Annotated in this window: 15 protein-coding genes and 2 pseudogenes; 16 read left to right on the forward strand and 1 reads right to left on the reverse strand. The window is 58.3% G+C overall.

The genetic code is table 11. The features are described from left to right. The first annotated feature begins 3 nt into the window (after positions 1–3). Both cheA and cheW read left to right on the forward strand, forming a co-directional pair. On the forward strand, positions 4–2,034 hold the full coding sequence (gene cheA, locus LRS40_RS15785) for a chemotaxis protein CheA (RefSeq protein ID WP_142486253.1): 2,031 nt from the start codon (positions 4–6) through the stop codon (positions 2,032–2,034). Positions 2,035–2,055: 21 nt separating this feature from the next. After that, positions 2,056–2,559: a chemotaxis protein CheW gene (gene cheW / locus LRS40_RS15790; RefSeq protein ID WP_032611989.1), complete on the forward strand. Its 504-nt coding sequence runs from the start codon at positions 2,056–2,058 to the stop codon at positions 2,557–2,559. A gap of 198 nt (positions 2,560–2,757) precedes the next feature. On the opposite strand, the gene LRS40_RS15795 is transcribed toward cheW, so the two are convergent. Further along, positions 2,758–4,017 (reverse strand): dicarboxylate/amino acid:cation symporter, encoded by a 1,260-nt coding sequence (locus LRS40_RS15795; RefSeq protein ID WP_231312011.1) that lies wholly within the window; start codon positions 4,015–4,017, stop codon positions 2,758–2,760. A 423-nt stretch (positions 4,018–4,440) separates the two neighbouring features. Between LRS40_RS15795 and LRS40_RS15800 the strand changes: the two genes are divergently transcribed. The 14 genes and pseudogenes from LRS40_RS15800 to LRS40_RS15865 all read left to right on the forward strand — a co-directional run bounded on the left by LRS40_RS15800 (position 4,441) and on the right by LRS40_RS15865 (position 18,067). Beyond that, a protein-coding gene (locus LRS40_RS15800; RefSeq protein WP_231312012.1) for an IS5 family transposase occupies positions 4,441–5,293 on the forward strand; the annotation gives its coding sequence in 2 pieces (ribosomal slippage) (positions 4,441–4,794 and positions 4,796–5,293; 852 coding nt in all). Positions 5,294–5,371: 78 nt separating this feature from the next. Then, positions 5,372–5,923: an SCPU domain-containing protein gene (locus LRS40_RS15805; protein WP_370649964.1), complete on the forward strand. Its 552-nt coding sequence runs from the start codon at positions 5,372–5,374 to the stop codon at positions 5,921–5,923. Positions 5,924–5,938: 15 nt separating this feature from the next. After that, on the forward strand, positions 5,939–6,487 hold the full coding sequence (locus LRS40_RS15810; RefSeq protein WP_142486250.1) for a spore coat U domain-containing protein: 549 nt from the start codon (positions 5,939–5,941) through the stop codon (positions 6,485–6,487). Positions 6,488–6,503: 16 nt separating this feature from the next. Next, a complete protein-coding gene (locus LRS40_RS15815; RefSeq protein ID WP_231312014.1) occupies positions 6,504–7,262 on the forward strand; it encodes a molecular chaperone in 759 nt (252 codons plus the stop codon). Then, a pseudogene (locus LRS40_RS15820) lies at positions 7,238–9,636 on the forward strand (fimbria/pilus outer membrane usher protein). Before LRS40_RS15815 ends, LRS40_RS15820 begins: the two are co-directional and overlap by 25 nt. Next, a pseudogene (locus LRS40_RS15825) lies at positions 9,518–10,474 on the forward strand (spore coat protein U domain-containing protein). The pseudogenes LRS40_RS15820 and LRS40_RS15825 overlap by 119 nt, the downstream one beginning before the upstream one ends. An 83-nt stretch (positions 10,475–10,557) precedes the next feature. Then, complete coding sequence (tar, locus tag LRS40_RS15830) at positions 10,558–12,213, forward strand: methyl-accepting chemotaxis protein II (protein ID WP_231312015.1); 1,656 nt, start codon at positions 10,558–10,560, stop codon at positions 12,211–12,213. A 44-nt stretch (positions 12,214–12,257) separates the two neighbouring features. Beyond that, the gene (gene tap / locus LRS40_RS15835) at positions 12,258–13,859 is read left to right on the forward strand and encodes a methyl-accepting chemotaxis protein IV (protein WP_231312016.1); all 1,602 of its coding nucleotides are present in this window, start codon (positions 12,258–12,260) and stop codon (positions 13,857–13,859) included. A 19-nt stretch (positions 13,860–13,878) separates the two neighbouring features. Then, positions 13,879–14,748 (forward strand): protein-glutamate O-methyltransferase CheR, encoded by an 870-nt coding sequence (cheR, locus tag LRS40_RS15840; protein WP_142486244.1) that lies wholly within the window; start codon positions 13,879–13,881, stop codon positions 14,746–14,748. Continuing rightward, on the forward strand, positions 14,745–15,794 hold the full coding sequence (locus tag LRS40_RS15845; protein WP_142486243.1) for a chemotaxis response regulator protein-glutamate methylesterase: 1,050 nt from the start codon (positions 14,745–14,747) through the stop codon (positions 15,792–15,794). The genes cheR and LRS40_RS15845 overlap by 4 nt, the downstream gene beginning before the upstream one ends. 16 nt (positions 15,795–15,810) lie before the next feature. Then, on the forward strand, positions 15,811–16,200 hold the full coding sequence (gene cheY, locus LRS40_RS15850; RefSeq protein ID WP_039030844.1) for a chemotaxis response regulator CheY: 390 nt from the start codon (positions 15,811–15,813) through the stop codon (positions 16,198–16,200). A gap of 10 nt (positions 16,201–16,210) precedes the next feature. After that, positions 16,211–16,855, forward strand: coding sequence for a protein phosphatase CheZ (cheZ, locus tag LRS40_RS15855; RefSeq protein WP_142486242.1), 645 nt, complete (start codon positions 16,211–16,213; stop codon positions 16,853–16,855). Between the two features lie 345 nt (positions 16,856–17,200). Further along, positions 17,201–17,425, forward strand: coding sequence for a hypothetical protein (locus tag LRS40_RS15860; protein WP_142486241.1), 225 nt, complete (start codon positions 17,201–17,203; stop codon positions 17,423–17,425). 78 nt (positions 17,426–17,503) lie between these two features. Next, on the forward strand, positions 17,504–18,067 hold the full coding sequence (locus tag LRS40_RS15865) for an AlpA family transcriptional regulator (RefSeq protein WP_142486240.1): 564 nt from the start codon (positions 17,504–17,506) through the stop codon (positions 18,065–18,067). Positions 18,068–18,175: the final 108 nt, after the last annotated feature.

Genomic DNA, 18,175 nt, shown 5'->3' on the forward strand with positions numbered 1-18,175 from the left:
AGCGTGAGCATGGATATTAGCGATTTTTACCAGACGTTTTTTGATGAAGCCGACGAACTGTTGGCGGATATGGAGCAACATCTGCTGGACCTGGTGCCCGAGGCACCGGATTCAGAGCAGCTCAACGCCATATTTCGTGCAGCCCACTCCATAAAAGGAGGCGCCGGTACGTTTGGCTTTACCATTCTGCAGGAGACGACCCATCTGATGGAGAACCTGCTGGATGAGGCCAGACGCGGTGAGATGCAGCTCAATACCGACATTATTAACCTGTTTTTGGAAACGAAAGATATTATGCAGGAACAGCTCGATGCCTATAAAAGCTCGCAAGAGCCGGACGCTGCCAGCTTTGAATATATCTGCCACGCCCTGCGTCAGTTAGCGCTGGAAGCCAAAGGCGAGACGGCAGCCGTTGCCGTCAGCCCGGCGAAACTGAGCGTCGTGGACGCCGCCCCGGCGGCGGCACCCGCCGCAGATGACCGCGTGCGCGTGGTGCTCTCCGGCCTGAAAGAGAGCGAAGTGAATCTGCTGGAAGAGGAGCTGAGCAATCTGGCGACGCTGAGCAACGTGGTGAAGGGCAAGGACACCCTGGCCGCCACCCTCGATGGCGGCATCAGCAAAGATGACGTGGTCGCGGTGCTCTGTTTTGTGATTGAGCCTGAACAGATCGACTTTGAAGCGGTAGCGGATGCACCGGCTGCCGGATCGGCTGAAGTGGCTGAGGTTGTTGAAGCTGCACCGGCGGTACCGGCTGTCGCACCTGCTGCGCCGGCGCTGAAAGCCGTCCCGGGCGAACCTGCCGCGCCAAACCGTGGCGAACGTGAGAAGCCGGCTGCCCGCTCCAGCGAATCGACCAGTATCCGCGTGGCCGTTGAGAAGGTGGATCAGCTGATCAACCTGGTCGGCGAACTGGTGATCACCCAGTCGATGCTGGCCCAACGTTCTAACGAACTGGACCCGGTGAACCACGGCGATCTGATCACCAGCATGGGCCAGCTGCAGCGCAACGCCCGCGATCTGCAGGAATCGGTGATGTCCATCCGTATGATGCCGATGGAGTACGTCTTCAGCCGCTTCCCGCGTCTGGTCCGCGACCTGGCCGGTAAGCTGAATAAGCAAATCGAACTGACGCTGATGGGCAGCTCCACCGAGCTGGATAAGAGCCTGATTGAGCGCATTATCGACCCGTTAACGCACCTGGTGCGTAACAGCCTCGACCACGGGATCGAGCTGCCGGAAAACCGCGTTGCCGCAGGGAAATCCCCGGTCGGGAACCTGATCCTGTCGGCGGAACATCAGGGCGGGAACATCTGTATCGAAGTGACCGACGATGGCGCAGGCCTGAATCGCGAGCGTATCCTGGCGAAGGCGATCTCGCAGGGGATGGCGGTCAACGAAAATATGACCGACGAAGAAGTAGGTATGCTGATCTTCGCCCCGGGCTTCTCTACCGCCGAGCAGGTGACGGACGTCTCCGGCCGTGGCGTGGGCATGGACGTGGTGAAACGTAACATCCAGGAGATGGGCGGCCACGTTGAGATCAAGTCTAAGCAGGGCTCAGGTACCACCATCCGTATCCTGCTGCCGCTGACGCTGGCGATCCTTGACGGCATGTCGGTCAAAGTGGCGGACGAAGTCTTTATCCTGCCGCTGAACGCGGTGATGGAATCGCTGCAGCCGCGTGAAGAAGATCTGCATCCGCTGGCGGGCGGGGAGCGCGTACTGGAAGTGCGTGGTGAATACCTGCCGCTGGTGGAGCTGTGGAAAGTGTTCGACGTGGACGGTGCCAAAACCGAAGCCACGCAAGGGATCGTGGTGATCCTGCAAAGCGCGGGCCGCCGCTATGCCCTGCTGGTCGATCAGCTGATTGGTCAGCATCAGGTGGTGGTGAAGAACCTCGAGAGCAACTACCGCAAGGTGCCAGGCATTTCAGCCGCCACCATCCTGGGTGATGGTAGCGTGGCGCTGATCGTCGATGTTTCGGCGCTTCAGGGATTAAATCGTGAACAACGTATGGCGCACACAGCCGCCTGATTCAGTTAAGAAGGTAAAAAAATGACCGGTATGAGTAATGTAACCAAGCTGGCCGGCGAGCCATCAGGGCAGGAATTCCTGGTTTTCACTTTAGGTGACGAAGAATACGGTATCGATATTCTTAAAGTGCAGGAAATCCGTGGCTATGATCAGGTGACCCGCATCGCCAACACGCCAGATTTCATCAAAGGCGTGACTAACCTGCGTGGCGTTATCGTGCCTATCGTCGACCTGCGCGTGAAGTTCAGCCAGGGCGACGTCGAGTATGATGACAACACCGTGGTGATCGTGCTCAATCTGGGCCAGCGTGTGGTCGGGATCGTGGTTGACGGGGTGTCTGACGTGCTCTCCCTGACTGCCGAGCAGATTCGCCCGGCACCGGAATTTGCCGTCACGCTCTCCACCGAATACCTGACCGGTCTGGGCGCGCTCGGTGACCGGATGCTGATTCTGGTGAATATCGAGAAGCTGCTGAACAGCGACGAGATGGCGCTGCTGGATGTGGCGGCGAGTCATGTAGCCTAAGTAAACGCAAAACGGCAGCTATGTTGCCAGTTTGTAGGCCGGGTAAGGCGTAGCCGCCACCCGGCTTTTTTATTGCCGCACCGTGCCTGATGCGGCAACGCCCGGCGGCGCTGCGCTTGCCGGGCCTACGGATCCTGCATGCGGTTGGCTTTGTAGGCCGGGTAAGGCGAAGCCGTCACCCGGCGTTTTATTGTCGCATCAAGCCCGGTGCTCAACCAACACCGGCTCGTCTTCCAGCAACCCTTCATTCTGCGCCAGCATCGCCGTCGCCACGCCGTTCCCCAGCACGTTAATCGCGGACCGCCCCATATCCAGGAAGTGATCGATCCCCATCAGCAGCAAAATCCCCGCCACCGGAATATGGAAACTCGGGATAGTGGCAGCCAGCACCACCAGCGCCGAGCGCGGCACCCCGGCAATCCCTTTTGAGGCCAGCATCAGGGTCAACATCAGCACCGTGATTTCCGAAAACGTCAGCTGAATATTGTACGCCTGGGCGATAAACATCGAGGCAAACGAACAGTAGACCATCGAGCCCACCAGGTTAAACGAATACCCAATCGGCAGTACGAACGAGACGATATTGCGCGAGCAGCCAAAGCGGCTCAGCTGCTCCAGGGTTTTCGGGTAGGCGGCTTCGGAGCTGCTGGTGGTAAAGGCCACCAGCACCGGATCTTTCAGCATGCTCACCAGGCGGAAGATCTCGTTTTTCAGCACCATATAGCCTACCGCCACCAGCACCATGCAGGTCAGGACGATTGCCAGATAGTAGCCGCCAATAAACGAGGCGTAGTTAAGCAGGATCCCCAGCCCCTGGGTGGCGATCACCGAGGAGATAGCGGCGAAGATCGCCAGCGGCGCAACGTACATCACGTAGCCAGTCACTTTCAGCATAATGTGGGAAACCACGTCCAGCGCGGCCACCAGCGGGGCATTAAATTTCTCCCCCAGCGACGCGCCGCCAATGCCGAAGAACATCGAGAACACCACAATCTGCAGGATCTCGTTATTGGCCATCGCCCCGGCAATGCTGGTGGGGATGGTATGGGAAAGGAAACCTTTCAGCGACATGCCGCTGGTCGCCAGCCCCGTATCCACCGTGCCGGCCGGGATGGCCAGATTCAGGCCGCTGCCCGGGTGTAACAGGGTAACGATAAACAATCCGACCAGAATGGAGAGTACTGAGGAGCTGATAAACCAGACCATCGCTTTACCGCCCACGCGGCCAATGGTGGCGGTCTCGCCCAGGCGCATAATTCCCACCGTCAGGGTGCTGAACACCAGCGGTGCGATCACCATTTTGATCAGGCGTAAAAAGATATCGGTCAGTAAAGTGATGTTGTCTGACCAGGCTGCGATCGCGTCAGCTGACGCATACTCATGAATGACTGCCCCGGACAGAATGCCCGCCAGCATAAAGACCACGATAAAGATCGTGAGTCGGTTTGCACTTGCCACCAAAGTACCTCATTAACAGAAAGATGAAATTAATCAGCTGATGTATCTAATTTTTATTATTCAGCGCGTGAATGATTCATAACCTAAATTGAAGTAAAAAAGCGTGCTTTTCAATATTTTTTTAATATTTATTAATTTTGTTAATAACTCCGTGGCGATATATTGTGATTCAGATCACATTTTCACCAATATATCTTCCAGTCAGGCTTAAAATACGGCGAATGACATTTCTTATCTGATTGTTTTTATTTGTAAATAGGTGTCAATACGGTAAAAGCATGAGTCAAAGGGTGAAAAGTGGTTGAGAACGAAACCTTAAACTAAATTTCACAATAACCACCCGGCAGCGGCATGAAGGGTGCTAGGTTTTGTACGAAAAGTCGTTGTGGCTAAAATTGCCGCCATGACCGGTTGGAGGCCCGTATGGCAAGGCGTTACGAACTTTCTGATGCGTCATGGGAGCTGATCAAGGATTTGGTTTCTCCAGAACAGAAAATGGGCCGTCCTCGCAACAATGATCGTCAGGTTCTCCACGGAATTCTGTGGATCCTGTGCTCGGGCGCTCCCTGGCGCGACCTGCCTGAACGCTTTGGGCCTTGGTCAACGGTGTATCAGCGTTTTCGTGACTGGCGCGACGACGGCACATTCGAGCGAGTACTGGAGCGTCTGCATATTCGGCTGAACCGGGAAGGACTGATCGACTTGGACACCTGGATGATCGACTCCACCGCAGTACGAGCAACCCGAGCCTCTTCAGGCGCCGGGAAAAAGGGGGCCTGAAGAACCGTTAGACCATGCCTTGGGGCGCAGTCGAGGCGGTCTGACCACCAAGATTCACATGGTGTGCGATGCCAATGGCGTGCCATTGCATTTCAGGCTTTCACCAGGACAAGCCAGTGATGTCTCCCACGCTCAGCCGCTGCTGGATGCTGTAAGAATTGCTGGCAAGCCAGGACGACCGCGTAAACGTAGCCGGTGGTTGCTGGCTGACAAGGGATACGATGCCGAGCACCTGCGCCAGTACTGCGACCGTTACCGAATGCAGCCGGTAATCCCATTGCGCGCTATGCCGCGCAAACCTCGACCTGGCTTGCCCCGACTGTTTGACCGGCCCAAATACCGGCAACGGAACATCATTGAGCGGATGTTTGGCTGGCTGAAAGAAAATCGCAGGATCGGCACTCGCTATGACAAGCTGGCCAAGAGCTTTGCAGCCATGGTCACCTTGGCCTGCAGCCTACGTTGCATGCGGCAATACTTTTCGTACAAAGCCTAACAGACTGAGTGTTATCACAAAAAATGATAACCCCATGTGACATTTTCTGGAGGGTGGAAAATGAACAAAAAGCTCCTGATGCTGTTTACCGGTGGACTTATGGCGATGGCCGCCAGCAATAGCCAGGCTGTCACCAGCAGCGGCACTATTGGCGCGACCCTGACGTTGACCAACGGGTGTCTGATTAACGGTTCGCCTACGCAGGACGGCATTAACTTCGGTACTCTCGATTTCGGTACCCATCCGGCGACCTTCTCCACGCTGACCACCCAGTTGACCGGGGCCAGCGGCGGCAACACCTTCACCATTCAATGTACCACCGCCAGCTACACGGTGGCGATCACCGGTAACACCAATTCCACGGCCCCCGGCACCGTAGTCGGCACCCCGGGAACCCCTGCACGCTATCTGGTCAATACCGCCAACACCAGCCAGGGCGTGGCTTACAGCCTGTTCAGCGACGGCGGGTTTAACAACATCATCGCCAACAACGCCCCGCTGCCGGTGACCTCTACCGCCGGGGGCGTCGACAGCTACACCCTGTATGGCCGCATTACCGGCGGGGGCAACAGCGTCACCGTGGTGCCCGGCACCTACACCGACACCATTAACGTCAGCGTCACCTATTAGCGCCAGCACGTTTCAATGAGCGTGGATAAACAAACGCTCCGACATACGGGAGAGGGCAGGCTGCGCGCTTTTTTTGTCCTGAGCATGCTGCTGCTTGCGGCGGGAAACGGCCATGCGGTGACGACGCAATCCTTTCAGGTGAGCGCCACCATCACCCCCGGCTGTTCGGTCGCCGCAGGCAGCGGTGGTCTTCTGGGTACCCTGGACTTTGGCACCCGTAACGGGGTGGAGCGGGGAGCGGTGAATACCAGCTTTGTGCCGAACGGCGCGCTGTCCATCGCCTGTACGCCCGGCGTGGCGCTGAGCATGAGTATCGACGGCGGTCAGCACTACACCTCGGTGCGCAATATGCAGCGGGCCGGCGGGACAAATCAGGTGCCGTACCGCCTGTACAGCAGCAGTTCCCTGGCGGCCAACAGTGAGATCGGGGTTAACCAGGCGGTGTCTGTGGCTTACACCAACAGCAACAACATTGCGCTACCGCTTTTTGGTGTGGCGCTTCTGACCGGGTTCAGCCCGGCCGGAAATTATTCCGATCAACTCACCGTGACCCTGTCGTGGTGACAAAGGGAGAAGGACAATGAAGGCATTTTCGGGATATCGCACGCTCTGTCTGCTGATGGCGCTGGGCGCGACGCTCAATACCGCCCACGGGGGGGCCACCATTCTGCTGTGGCCCATCGACCCGTGGCTGTCGGCGGATACCAAAGCCACGGAGCTGTGGGTGCAGAACCAGGGCACCAGCGCCACCACCATGCAGGTGCGGATTGTGCGCTGGCGGCAGGAAAACGGTCTCGAACGCTACACCGCCCAGCAGGAGGTGGTGGCCAGCCCGCCGATTGTCACTATCGCTAAGGGCAGCAAGCAGTTAATCCGCCTGATTAAACAGAGCGAGGTGCCGATGGGGGTGGAGCAAGCCTACCGCATCATCGTGGATGAGATCCCCCAGCCGCAGGATAAGGAGACCCCGCAGATGGGGTTGAAGCTGCAGATGCGTTACTCCATTCCGCTGTTTGTCTACGGGCAGGGAATTGCCACCATTAAGGACGGCGCGCACCATGCGCTGGTCGAGACGCGGGATCTCAACTGGCGGGTGGTCCGCGAGAATGGCCAGCCGGCCTTGCAGGTCCGTAATCAGGGCGATGTGCATGTCCGACTCAGTCAGGTGACGCTGCAACAGGGGGGGCAGCGTCGCACTCTGGCAGATGGCCTGCTGGGTTACGTGCTGCCGGGCAGCGCCCGCAGCTGGCCGCTACCGTCAGGGATGGACCACCCGGGCCAGATGCGTGCGCAAATTAATGCCCGGGACACGCAATGGCAGTCGGCCCCCGTCAACTGAAGCCGTCGATGCTAATCCTGCTCTGCGTCAGTTCCGCAAGCTGGGCCGATCCCGGTGACGATATGTTGCCTCCGCCGCCGGTGCCGCAGTCGATGAGTGACGAGGCCGTATTCCAGCTGGTGCTGATCGTCAACCATTACGATACCGGGCTGGTGGTGCCCGTCACCCGGCGGCAGGAGGAGTATCTGGTCGCCAGCGCCGATCTGCGCCGCGCCGGAGTGGATTGGCGCGCGCGTCACCCCCTTCAGCGGCCAGATGGCGCGCAGCACCCCCCATTTTGGTAAAGGGGCGCTGCTCAACTACGACTTCTATACCAACCACACCGAACACAGCGGCGGCCAGGCCTCCCTGTGGCATGAGTTTCGCTATTTTGACGACCGGGGATCGTTATCCTCCACCGGCTATGTGCGGAAAAACTTGTCCGGCGGCAGCGGTCAGGAAGAAGGGTACGTGCGCTACGACACCACCCTGACGATCACCGATGAAGAAGACGCCACCACCTGGACCGCCGGGGATGTGATCAGCGATGCCCTGAGCTGGAGCAGCAGCGTGCGCATGGGCGGCATCAGCTACGGCCGCGATTTCTCCCTGCGCCCGGACCTCGTCACCTGGCCGCTGCCCGAATTCTCGGGTGAAGCGGCGGTGCCCACCTCGGTGGATCTGTTCGTCAACGGCTATCGGGCGGGCTCCACCCGTTTGCAGCCGGGGCCGTTCACCCTCACCAATTTGCCCTACATCAACGGCGCGGGGGATGCGGTGCTGGTCACTACCGATGCGCTGGGCCGCCAGGTGAGTACCACCATGCCGTTCTACGTCACCAGCGATCTGCTTCGCCAGGGGCTTAGCGACGGGGCCATGACCCTCGGCAGTCTGCGCCGCAACTACGGCATCAAGAATTTTGACTACGGCCCGGCGGCGGGCAGCGGCTCATACCGCTACGGGCTGACCGACTGGCTGACGCTGGAAGGCCACGTTGAAGGGGCGGAGGAGCTGGCGCTGGGCGGGGCCGGAACCATCGTCAAGCTGGGGCGTCTGGGGGTGGTGAACAGCGCCTGGACGCAAAGCAAGATACGCGGCGAAACCGGCGGGCAGGTCAACTGGGGCTACCAGTACAGCACCAACGCCTTCAGCATTGCCACCCAGCACAGCCGTCGCGATCGCGGCTTCGGCAACCTCGCGCTCTACGACCAGCCGACCGTCTACGATGAACACGACCAGCCCATCGCCAGCCTGAGCCGCAATACCGATCAGTATTCCCTGACCTTTAACCTTGGCGACTATGGCAATATCGGCGCGGCATGGATCGGCGTACAGAGTTTCGACGATAAGAAAACCGAGCTGCTGAACCTCTCCTGGAGCCGTAATCTATGGGGCAGCAGCAGTATTTATCTCGCCGCCAGCCGGGATCGACAGCAGGGCGACTGGACGGTGGCCCTGTCGCTGCAGATCCCGCTGGGGGAGCGCGACAGCGCCGCAATCACCCTGGAAAACACCCCGGATGCCGGCAGCACCCAGCGGCTCAACTATAACCACTCCATGCCCACCGACGGTGGCTTCAGCTGGAATATGGCGTGGGCGCGCCAGTCGCAGGCCAGCAACTATCAGCAGGCCACCCTGGGGTGGCGTAACAACAATATTGAGCTGCAGGGCGGCGGCTACGGCGAGCGCGACATGATGACCTGGTGGGGCGAGGCGATGGGCGCGGTAGTGCTGATGGACGGGGAGCTGTTTGCCGCCAACAAAATCAACGACGCCTTTGTGGTCGTCAGCACCGACGGGCAGCCGGACGTGCCGGTCAGCTATGAGAACCAGCCGGTGGGCAAAACCAACCGCAACGGTTATCTGCTGATCAGCGGCGTATCCGCCTATTACCCGGCCAGCTACAGCATTAACACCCTTAATTTACCCGCCGATACCCGCCTGAAGGAGACCGAACGCCGCATCGCCCTGCGGCGTAACAGCGGCTATCTGGTGGATTTCCCGATGGAGCAGGAGCGGGTCGCCAGCGTGATCCTCCACGACGGGGCAGGGGAGGCGATCCCGCTGGGCAGCCAGGTGCGACGCCAGGGGCGCAAGCCGGTGGTGGTGGGCTATGATGGCATCGCCTGGCTGGAAGATCTGGCGGACGTCAACCCGCTCGACGTCATCACGCCGGAGGGCAAAGGCTGCCATGTCACCCTGACGCTGGCGGCGAACCCGGAGCATAAGCTGCAAACTTACGGTCCGCTGACCTGCCGGGTGCAGCCATGAAACGCCTGCTTCTGTTGGTAGGATTGCTTCTCTTTTCGGCGACCAGCTGGGGAGCCTGCCGGGTCAGCACCGTCAATGCCAGCTTTGGCAGCGTGACCTCGTTTGCCCTCAGCGGCAGCAATGAAGTGGCAACCACCGGCACGCTGGTGGTGAACTGCGATAAGGTGCTCAGTTTGTTGACCAACGATTCGGTGACCCTCACCTTCACCGGAGCCACGATTGCCGCCAACAGCCGCGGCACGATGAAGCGCACCGATAACGCCGCTATCACCGATGCGATCCCTATCCGTCTGTGCGGCCAGTCTACGTGCAACAGCAGCAGCGAAGTGCTGACAGGCAAGAGCTAGACCTGGAACGGTACGTCGCTGTTAACTCTGCTCGGTTCAAACCAGTACAACATCCCGCTCTATTTTCGCACCCTCGCCGGACAGAACGTCAGCGCCGGGCCCTATCAGGTGACCCTCAACTTCAGCGTAAGCTACAACGTATGCTTTTTGGGCGCGCTGGGATTATGTACCACGCCGCAAACCGGCACCGTGCTGACCAGCATCACCCTCAACATGACGGTCACCAACGACTGCAGCGCCATGACCACCCCGAACGTCAACTTCAACAGCGCGCCGCTGGTGCAGAATTTCCCCACCGTCTCGCAGGCCATCTCGGTGACCTGCACCAAAGGCAGCGTCTATACCATCGGCATCAATAACGGTGCTAACGCCAGCAATAACGTGCGCCGGATGGCCAGCGGCAATAACCGCATGAGCTATGAGATCTATAAAGAAGCGACCGCCAATCGCTGGGGAAGCAGCGGCAGCGAACGCTGGTCCAGCAGTGCCTCTTCGCAGGTGAGCGCCGACGGGCTGTTACGCAGCTACAACTACACCGCCCGCGTCCTGACGAATCAGGCCACTCCTCCCGCCGGTAGCTATAGCGACACCCTGGTCGTCGACGTCGCGTTCTGACCCACGCTTTTCCCTTTCGCAAATGTAAAGTTCCCGTCAGTTGTGCCGATAACACCGAGAACAAATTCATAAGAAGGTGTTGTATGTTGAACCGTATGCGCGTTGTTACAATGCTGATGTTGGTGCTGGCTGTCTTCGCTCTGTTACAGCTCGTTTCCGGCAGTCTGTTTTTCTCTTCTATTAAAGCCAACCAGGACAGTTTTGCGGTTTCTAACGAATTCCGCGTTCAACAAAGCGAAATCACCTCCACCTGGGATTACCTGCTGCAAACGCGCATCAACCTGAGCCGCGCCTCCGCGCGCATGGCGACGGATCCCGCTAAGCCGCAACCTGAACTGATCAACAGCGCCCGCACGACGCTGGCGGAAGCGGACAAACACTTCAAGGCTTACAGCGCCATCACGCCACAGCCGTCGATGGCGCAGGTTAGTCAGACCATCAATGACAAATACCAGGAGTATGCCGCGGCGCTGACGGAGCTGATCCAGTTCCTCGAGAGCGGCAATATGGACGCCTATTTCGCCCAGGCCACCCAGTCAAAGCAGAACGCGCTGGGCACCGCCCTGCGGGATTATGTTACCGCGTCCGATGCGCGTAACCAGGAAGCATTCAACGCCAGCGTGAAAGATTACACCTTTGCCAAATGGCAGATGGGGATCCTCGCCCTGGCGCTGGCGATCGTGCTGGTAGGGGTCTGGTACGGCATTCGCCATACCCTGCTCAATCCGTTAAATCGCGTTATCGACCATATTCGCCAGATTGCCAGCGGCGATCTGACCCAGAGCCTGACCATCGCCGGGCGCAGCGAAATCACCCAGCTGGCTGTCACCGTTGACCATATGCAGCGCTCCCTGAGCGAGACGGTTGCCAACGTGCGCCAGGGCTCGGATGCCATCTACACCGGCACCAGCGAAATCGCGATGGGCAACAACGATCTCTCCTCCCGCACCGAGCAGCAGGCATCGGCGCTGGAAGAGACCGCGGCGAGCATGGAGCAGCTCACTGCTACCGTGAAGCAGAACGCCGATAACGCCCGTCAGGCGTCACAGCTGGCGAACAGCGCCTCGGAAACCGCACAGCGCGGCGGCAAGGTGGTGGATGGCGTGGTGAAAACCATGCACGACATCGCCGGCAGCTCGAAGAAGATCGCTGACATCATCAGCGTGATCGACGGTATCGCTTTCCAGACCAACATCCTGGCGCTGAACGCCGCGGTGGAAGCCGCGCGTGCCGGCGAGCAGGGTCGTGGATTTGCGGTAGTGGCCGGAGAAGTACGTAACCTCGCCAGCCGCAGCGCCAACGCGGCCAAAGAGATCAAAGCCCTGATTGAAGATTCTGTCGCGCGCGTGGATACCGGCTCGGTGCTGGTGGAAAGCGCGGGAGAAACCATGAATGACATCGTCAACGCGGTAACGCGCGTGACCGACATCATGGGTGAAATCGTCTCGGCCTCTGATGAGCAGAGTCGTGGTATCGACCAGGTCGCCCTGGCGGTATCGGAAATGGATCGTGTCACACAACAAAACGCCGCGCTGGTTCAGGAGTCCGCTACCGCTGCGGCGCAACTGGAAGAGCAGGCGAGCCGTCTGAAGATGGCCGTTTCGGCGTTTCGTCTTACTTCTGCACTTGGAAAAACGGTGTCATCGCGTGCCAGCCAGCAACCGGCAGCGCCGGTCAATGCACCGGCCCACGTACGCGCGCTGACCACCGGGAAAGATGATAACTGGGAAACATTTTGATCGATCGTTAAATCGCGGCTGCTGGCCGCTAAATGGGAGCGTGGATGTTAAATCGTATTCGTATCTCGACCACCCTGTTTTTGATTTTGATTGTCTGTGGGGTGTTGCAGGTTGGCAGTAACGGCTTGTCGTTTTGGGCTTTTCGCGATGGTTATCAGAACTTGCAGGAGATGCAGAGCAGCAACCAACAGCGCGCGCTACTGACGCAGAGCCGCGCCGTTCTGCTGCAGGCCAGCACGGCGCTGAATAAAGCGGGCACCCTGACCGCGCTGAGTTATCCGCCTGATGACATCAAGGCGCTGATGACCACCGCGCGCAGCAGCCTGAAGCAGGCTGACGGCATGTTCAAATCCTTTAACGAACAGCCAGCGATCGGCGCGAAAGACAGCGAACTGAAAAAAGCGATGCAGGGTGCGTTCAGTCAGTGGTACAGCGATCTGGAACATCAGGCGACCTGGCTGGAAAACAACCAGCTTTCGGATTTTCTCACCGCACCGGTACAGGAGTCGCAGGCGGCGTTTGACGCCAGCACCGAGGCCTGGCAGCAGGAGATAAATCAGTTTGTGCAGGCCGCGGGTAACGACAGCCGCACCAGCTACCACATGTCCGGCGTGATTTTCGCCACCATGATTGTGCTGACCGCGATACTGACCAGCGCCGCGCTGTGGTGGTCTCGCAGGATGATCGTTCAGCCGCTGGCGATCATCAGCAGCCATTTCGACAGCATTGCGAAGGGCGATCTGGCGCGGCCGGTGGCGGTGTACGGCAAAAACGAAATTTCGGCTATTTTCGCCAGCCTGAAAGCGATGCAGGGCTCGCTGCGCGAAACGGTAACCGAGGTGCGTCAGGGCAGCTATGCCATGCACACCGGGATCTCGGAGATTGCCGAAGGCAATAACGATCTCTCGTCGCGCACCGAACAGCAGGCCGCGTCGCTGGCACAAACGGCCGCCAGCATGGAGCAGTTGACCGCCACCGTCGGGCAGAATGCCGACAACGCCCGTCAGGCTTCCGGTCTGGCGAAGAGCGCGGCCCAGACGGCGAAGAAGGGGGGCGAACAGGCTTCCCGCGTGGCGAACACCATGAATCAGATCACCACCAGTTCACAGAAGATTGGCGACATCATCAGCGTCATCGACGGCATTGCGTTCCAGACCAACATTCTGGCGCTGAACGCCGCGGTGGAAGCCGCCCGTGCGGGCGAGCAGGGGCGTGGTTTTGCGGTGGTGGCGGGCGAAGTGCGCAACCTGGCGAGCCGCAGCGCCAATGCGGCAAAAGAGATCAAGGTGCTGATTGAAGAGTCGGTGTCGCGGGTGCAGCAGGGGTCGGAGCTGGTGGATACCGCAGCGAAAACCATGACCGAGATCGTCAGCTCGGTCACTCAGGTCAACGACATCATGGGCGAAATCGCCTCGGCATCCGATGAACAGCGTCGCGGGATCGAGCAGGTAGCGCTGGCAGTCAGCCAGATGGATCAGGTGACGCAGCAGAACGCCGCGCTGGTAGAAGAAGCCGCGGCCGCTACCGACCAGTTAGCCGGACAGGCGCATCATCTGACCTCGCTGGTCGCGGTATTTAATGTGAATGAACGTGTTGAAGCAGTTACAGAAGTCGGGCGGTCGCAGGCCGTTCCAGTCGGAACCTGAACGTGATTAAGAAGGCGCTATGACATCACCACTGCCCTCAGGGCAATCGTCATTATTGTTACAGATGACACAGCGCCTCGCGCTGTCCGATGCGCATTTCCGTCGGATATGTCAGTTAATCTACCAGCGCGCGGGGATTGTGCTTGCCGATCACAAGCGGGACATGGTCTACAACCGTCTTGTGCGTCGCTTGCGCACGCTCGAGCTGGATGATTTTGGTCGCTACCTCGGCATGCTGGAAGCGAACCCGAACAGCGCGGAGTGGCAGGCGTTTATCAACTCGCTGACCACCAACCTGACCGCCTTTTTCCGGGAAGCTCACCACTTCCCGGTGCTGGCGGAGCATGCCCGCCGCCGCAGCGGCGGCGAGTATCGCGTCTGGAGTGCGGCGGCCTCGACCGGTGAAGAGCCTTACTCGCTCGCCATCACCCTGGCCGATACCCTGGGTACCGCGCCGGGCCGCTGGAAGGTGGTCGCCAGCGACATCGATACCGAAGTGCTGCAAAAAGCGCAGAGCGGTATCTATCGCCAGGACGAGCTGAAAACCTTGTCGCCACAGCAGCTTCAGCGCTACTTCATGCGCGGCACCGGCCCGCACGATGGGCTGGTGCGGGTGCGCAGCGAACTGGCGAATGCGGTGGAGTTCTCCATGGTCAATCTGCTGGAGAAACAGTACAACGTAGCGGGGCCGTTTGACGCCATTTTCTGCCGTAATGTGATGATCTATTTCGACAAAACGACGCAGCAGGAGATCCTGCGCCGCTTTGTACCGTTGCTCAAGCCGGACGGATTACTGTTTGCCGGGCACTCGGAGAATTTCAGCAATCTCGTGCGCGAGTTTAGCCTGCGTGGGCAGACGGTATATGCGCTGAGTAAGGATAAAGCATGAGTAAAATCAGGGTCTTGTCAGTTGATGATTCGGCGTTGATGCGCCAGATCATGACGGAGATTATCAACAGCCACAGCGACATGGAGATGGTGGCGACGGCCCCCGATCCGTTGGTAGCCCGGGATTTAATCAAAAAATATAACCCCGACGTGCTGACTCTCGATGTCGAAATGCCGCGTATGGACGGCATCGACTTCCTTGAGAAGTTAATGCGTCTGCGGCCGATGCCGGTGGTGATGGTCTCTTCGCTGACCGGCAAAGGCTCCGAGATCACCCTGCGGGCGCTGGAGCTGGGGGCGGTGGATTTCGTCACCAAACCGCAGCTCGGCATTCGTGAAGGGATGCTGGCGTACAGCGAGATGATCGCGGAAAAAATTCGTACCGCCGCACGGGCGCAGGTGGCCATGCACAAGCCGATGGCCGCGCCGGTGACCCTGAAGGCGGGCCCGCTGTTAAGCTCGGAAAAACTGCTGGTGATTGGGGCATCCACCGGGGGAACAGAGGCAATTCGCCATGTACTCCAGCCATTGCCGCTCTCAAGCCCCGGTATTCTGATTACCCAGCATATGCCGCCAGGCTTTACCCGTTCGTTCGCCGAGCGTCTGAACAAATTGTGTCAGATCAGCGTGAAAGAGGCGGAAGACGGCGAGCGCGTTCTGCCAGGGCATGCCTATATCGCCCCGGGTGACAAGCATATGGAGCTGGCGCGCAGCGGTGCAAACTATCAAATCAAAATTCATGACGGGCCGCCGGTTAACCGGCACCGTCCGTCGGTGGATGTGCTGTTTCATTCGGTGGCGAAACACGCGGGGCGCAACGCCGTTGGGGTGATCCTGACGGGGATGGGCAACGACGGCGCCGCCGGAATGCTTGCGATGCACCAGGCTGGCGCCTGGACCATCGCGCAGAATGAAGCAAGTTGTGTAGTGTTCGGCATGCCGCGCGAGGCCATCAATATGGGTGGCGTCAGCGAAGTGGTCGATCTCAGTCAGGTTAGTCAGCAGATGCTGGCAAAAATCAGTGCCGGACAGGCAATACGTATTTAACGAGGAGTGTAGTTTTATGGCGGACAAAGAGCTCAAGTTTTTGGTTGTGGATGACTTTTCCACCATGCGTCGCATCGTGCGCAACCTGCTGAAAGAGCTGGGTTTTAATAATGTTGAAGAAGCGGAAGACGGTGTCGATGCGCTGAACAAACTGAATGCCGGCGGCTTTGGTTTTGTCATTTCCGACTGGAACATGCCGAACATGGATGGTCTGGAACTGCTGAAAACCATTCGTGCAAATGGCGCGATGGCCTCTCTGCCTGTGCTGATGGTGACGGCCGAAGCCAAGAAAGAGAACATTATTGCTGCGGCACAGGCTGGCGCAAGCGGGTATGTGGTGAAGCCATTCACCGCTGCAACTTTGGAAGAAAAACTCGGTAAGATCTTCGAGAAACTCGGCATGTGAGGTACGGGAGATGATGCAGCCTTCGATTAAACCCACGGATGAGCATTCACCCGGCGACATAATTGCCCGGATCGGCAGCCTGACGCGCATGCTGCGCGACAGCCTGCGTGAGCTGGGACTGGATCAGGCGATTGCAGAAGCGGCGGAAGCGATTCCCGATGCCCGCGATCGTCTTGATTATGTTGTGCAAATGACTGCCCAGGCGGCAGAGCGTGCGCTGAACAGTGTTGAAGCGTCGCAGCCGCATCAGGATGAGATGGAAAAAGGCGCGAAAGCGCTGACCAAACGCTGGGATGAGTGGTTCGAAAATCCAATCGAACTCTCCGACGCCCGCGAACTGGTCACCGATACTCGTCAGTACCTTGGCGATGTGCCGGGCCATACCAGCTTCACCAACGCGCAGCTGCTGGAGATCATGATGGCGCAGGATTTCCAGGACCTTACCGGTCAGGTGATCAAGCGCATGATGGATGTGATCCAGGAGATTGAACGTCAGCTGTTGATGGTGCTGCTGGAGAACATGCCGGAACCTTCCGCGCGTCCACAACGCGAAAACGAAAGCCTGTTGAATGGCCCGCAGCTCGATACCACCAAAGCCGGTGTCGTGGCAAGCCAGGATCAGGTCGACGACCTGCTGGACAGCTTAGGGTTCTGATAGCCTGAGCCCGGCTGGAATCGCCTGGCGGCGCTTCGCTTGCACAGGCCTACAAAGACCGCACATATTTCGATATTGCAGGGTGTTGTAGGCCGGGTAAGCGCAGCGCCACCCGGCAGAAATGCCACCTGTAAAGGTGGCATTTTTCTTTGTGCATCTGTTTCATCCTTTATTACGACAATCCTTCCAGAATCAGTAACCTGCCGCGACTTACGTTATTTCAAATTCAGCCATTCTGATAGTCTCACCAGGGTCATTGCTGACCCTAGGCAACAAACGGTCGAGTGATAAAATCATCGTTGACAGATGTCAACAGTCATAATAGCATCTTAATAACGGAGGCTAATGAAGAAACATCCGAACAAGCATATTCAGGAGGCAATTGAATATGCCCTCCGGAGAGGCTGGATTTGGGTTCCTCCCGGTCATTCAGCGCACTGTTTCTGCAAGTTACGCTGTGGTAATCCAGAAGGTGAACATCGCGATTGCCAAATGAGCGTATGGTCGACGCCGAAAAACGCAGAAAGCCATGCGATGCAAATCATCCGCAACGTAAAACGCTGTCCTTGATTTTGCCCGGTAAAGGGCAGCAACAGCTGCTCTTTACCGAATAAGAGAAAATGTCTGAAGATAAAACAAAGAGGTATTATGGCGCTTTATAACTTCATTCTGACCCTATCAGGCGTAACTTACGAGACTGAAGGACTGGAAGATGCGCTGTACGCAAGCGGCTGCGACGATGCACTGATTTGCGCATATGGCCGCTCCGTCTACGTTGAGTTTGACCGTGAAGCTGAATCCCTGGATGCAGCCATCTCCTCAGCGGTCGACAATATCGAATCAGCGGGCATCGGCGCTATCGTAGGATCTGTCGACTCCGCCCTTGTCGGTTTGAGCGACATAGCCGAAATGACCAACATGTCGCGCCAGGCAATCGCCATGCTAAAAGACGGCACCCGCGGAAGCGGCGATTTTCCTTGCCCTATCCAGCGCATTAAAGGTCAGTCTCCGCTGTGGGACTGGGGCGACGTGGCGCACTGGCTTTCATCGAACGGCCGCTTAAAACAGGACAGCGAGCTGGTCGTTAACGCACACGTCCTCAGTAAGTGGAACCTGGTGCTCAGAAATAGCGCCTCAAAAGACTCTGAAAAAATTGCGTCTCTTGCCGCATCCCTGGTGGCTCGCCGTTGTAAACAGGCTGTACAGGCATAAATTAACGCGCTGACCCAACCGAAAGCCCTAAATCAGCCCTTTTATCGCCGCTAATTAGCCCATTGTTCAGCCCCCGCTTTGGCATCATAGCGTCCGGACCTCTACCTG

Source organism: Leclercia sp. G3L (genome assembly GCF_021117075.1).
In the GTDB taxonomy this organism is placed as follows: domain Bacteria; phylum Pseudomonadota; class Gammaproteobacteria; order Enterobacterales; family Enterobacteriaceae; genus Enterobacter; species Enterobacter adecarboxylatus_C.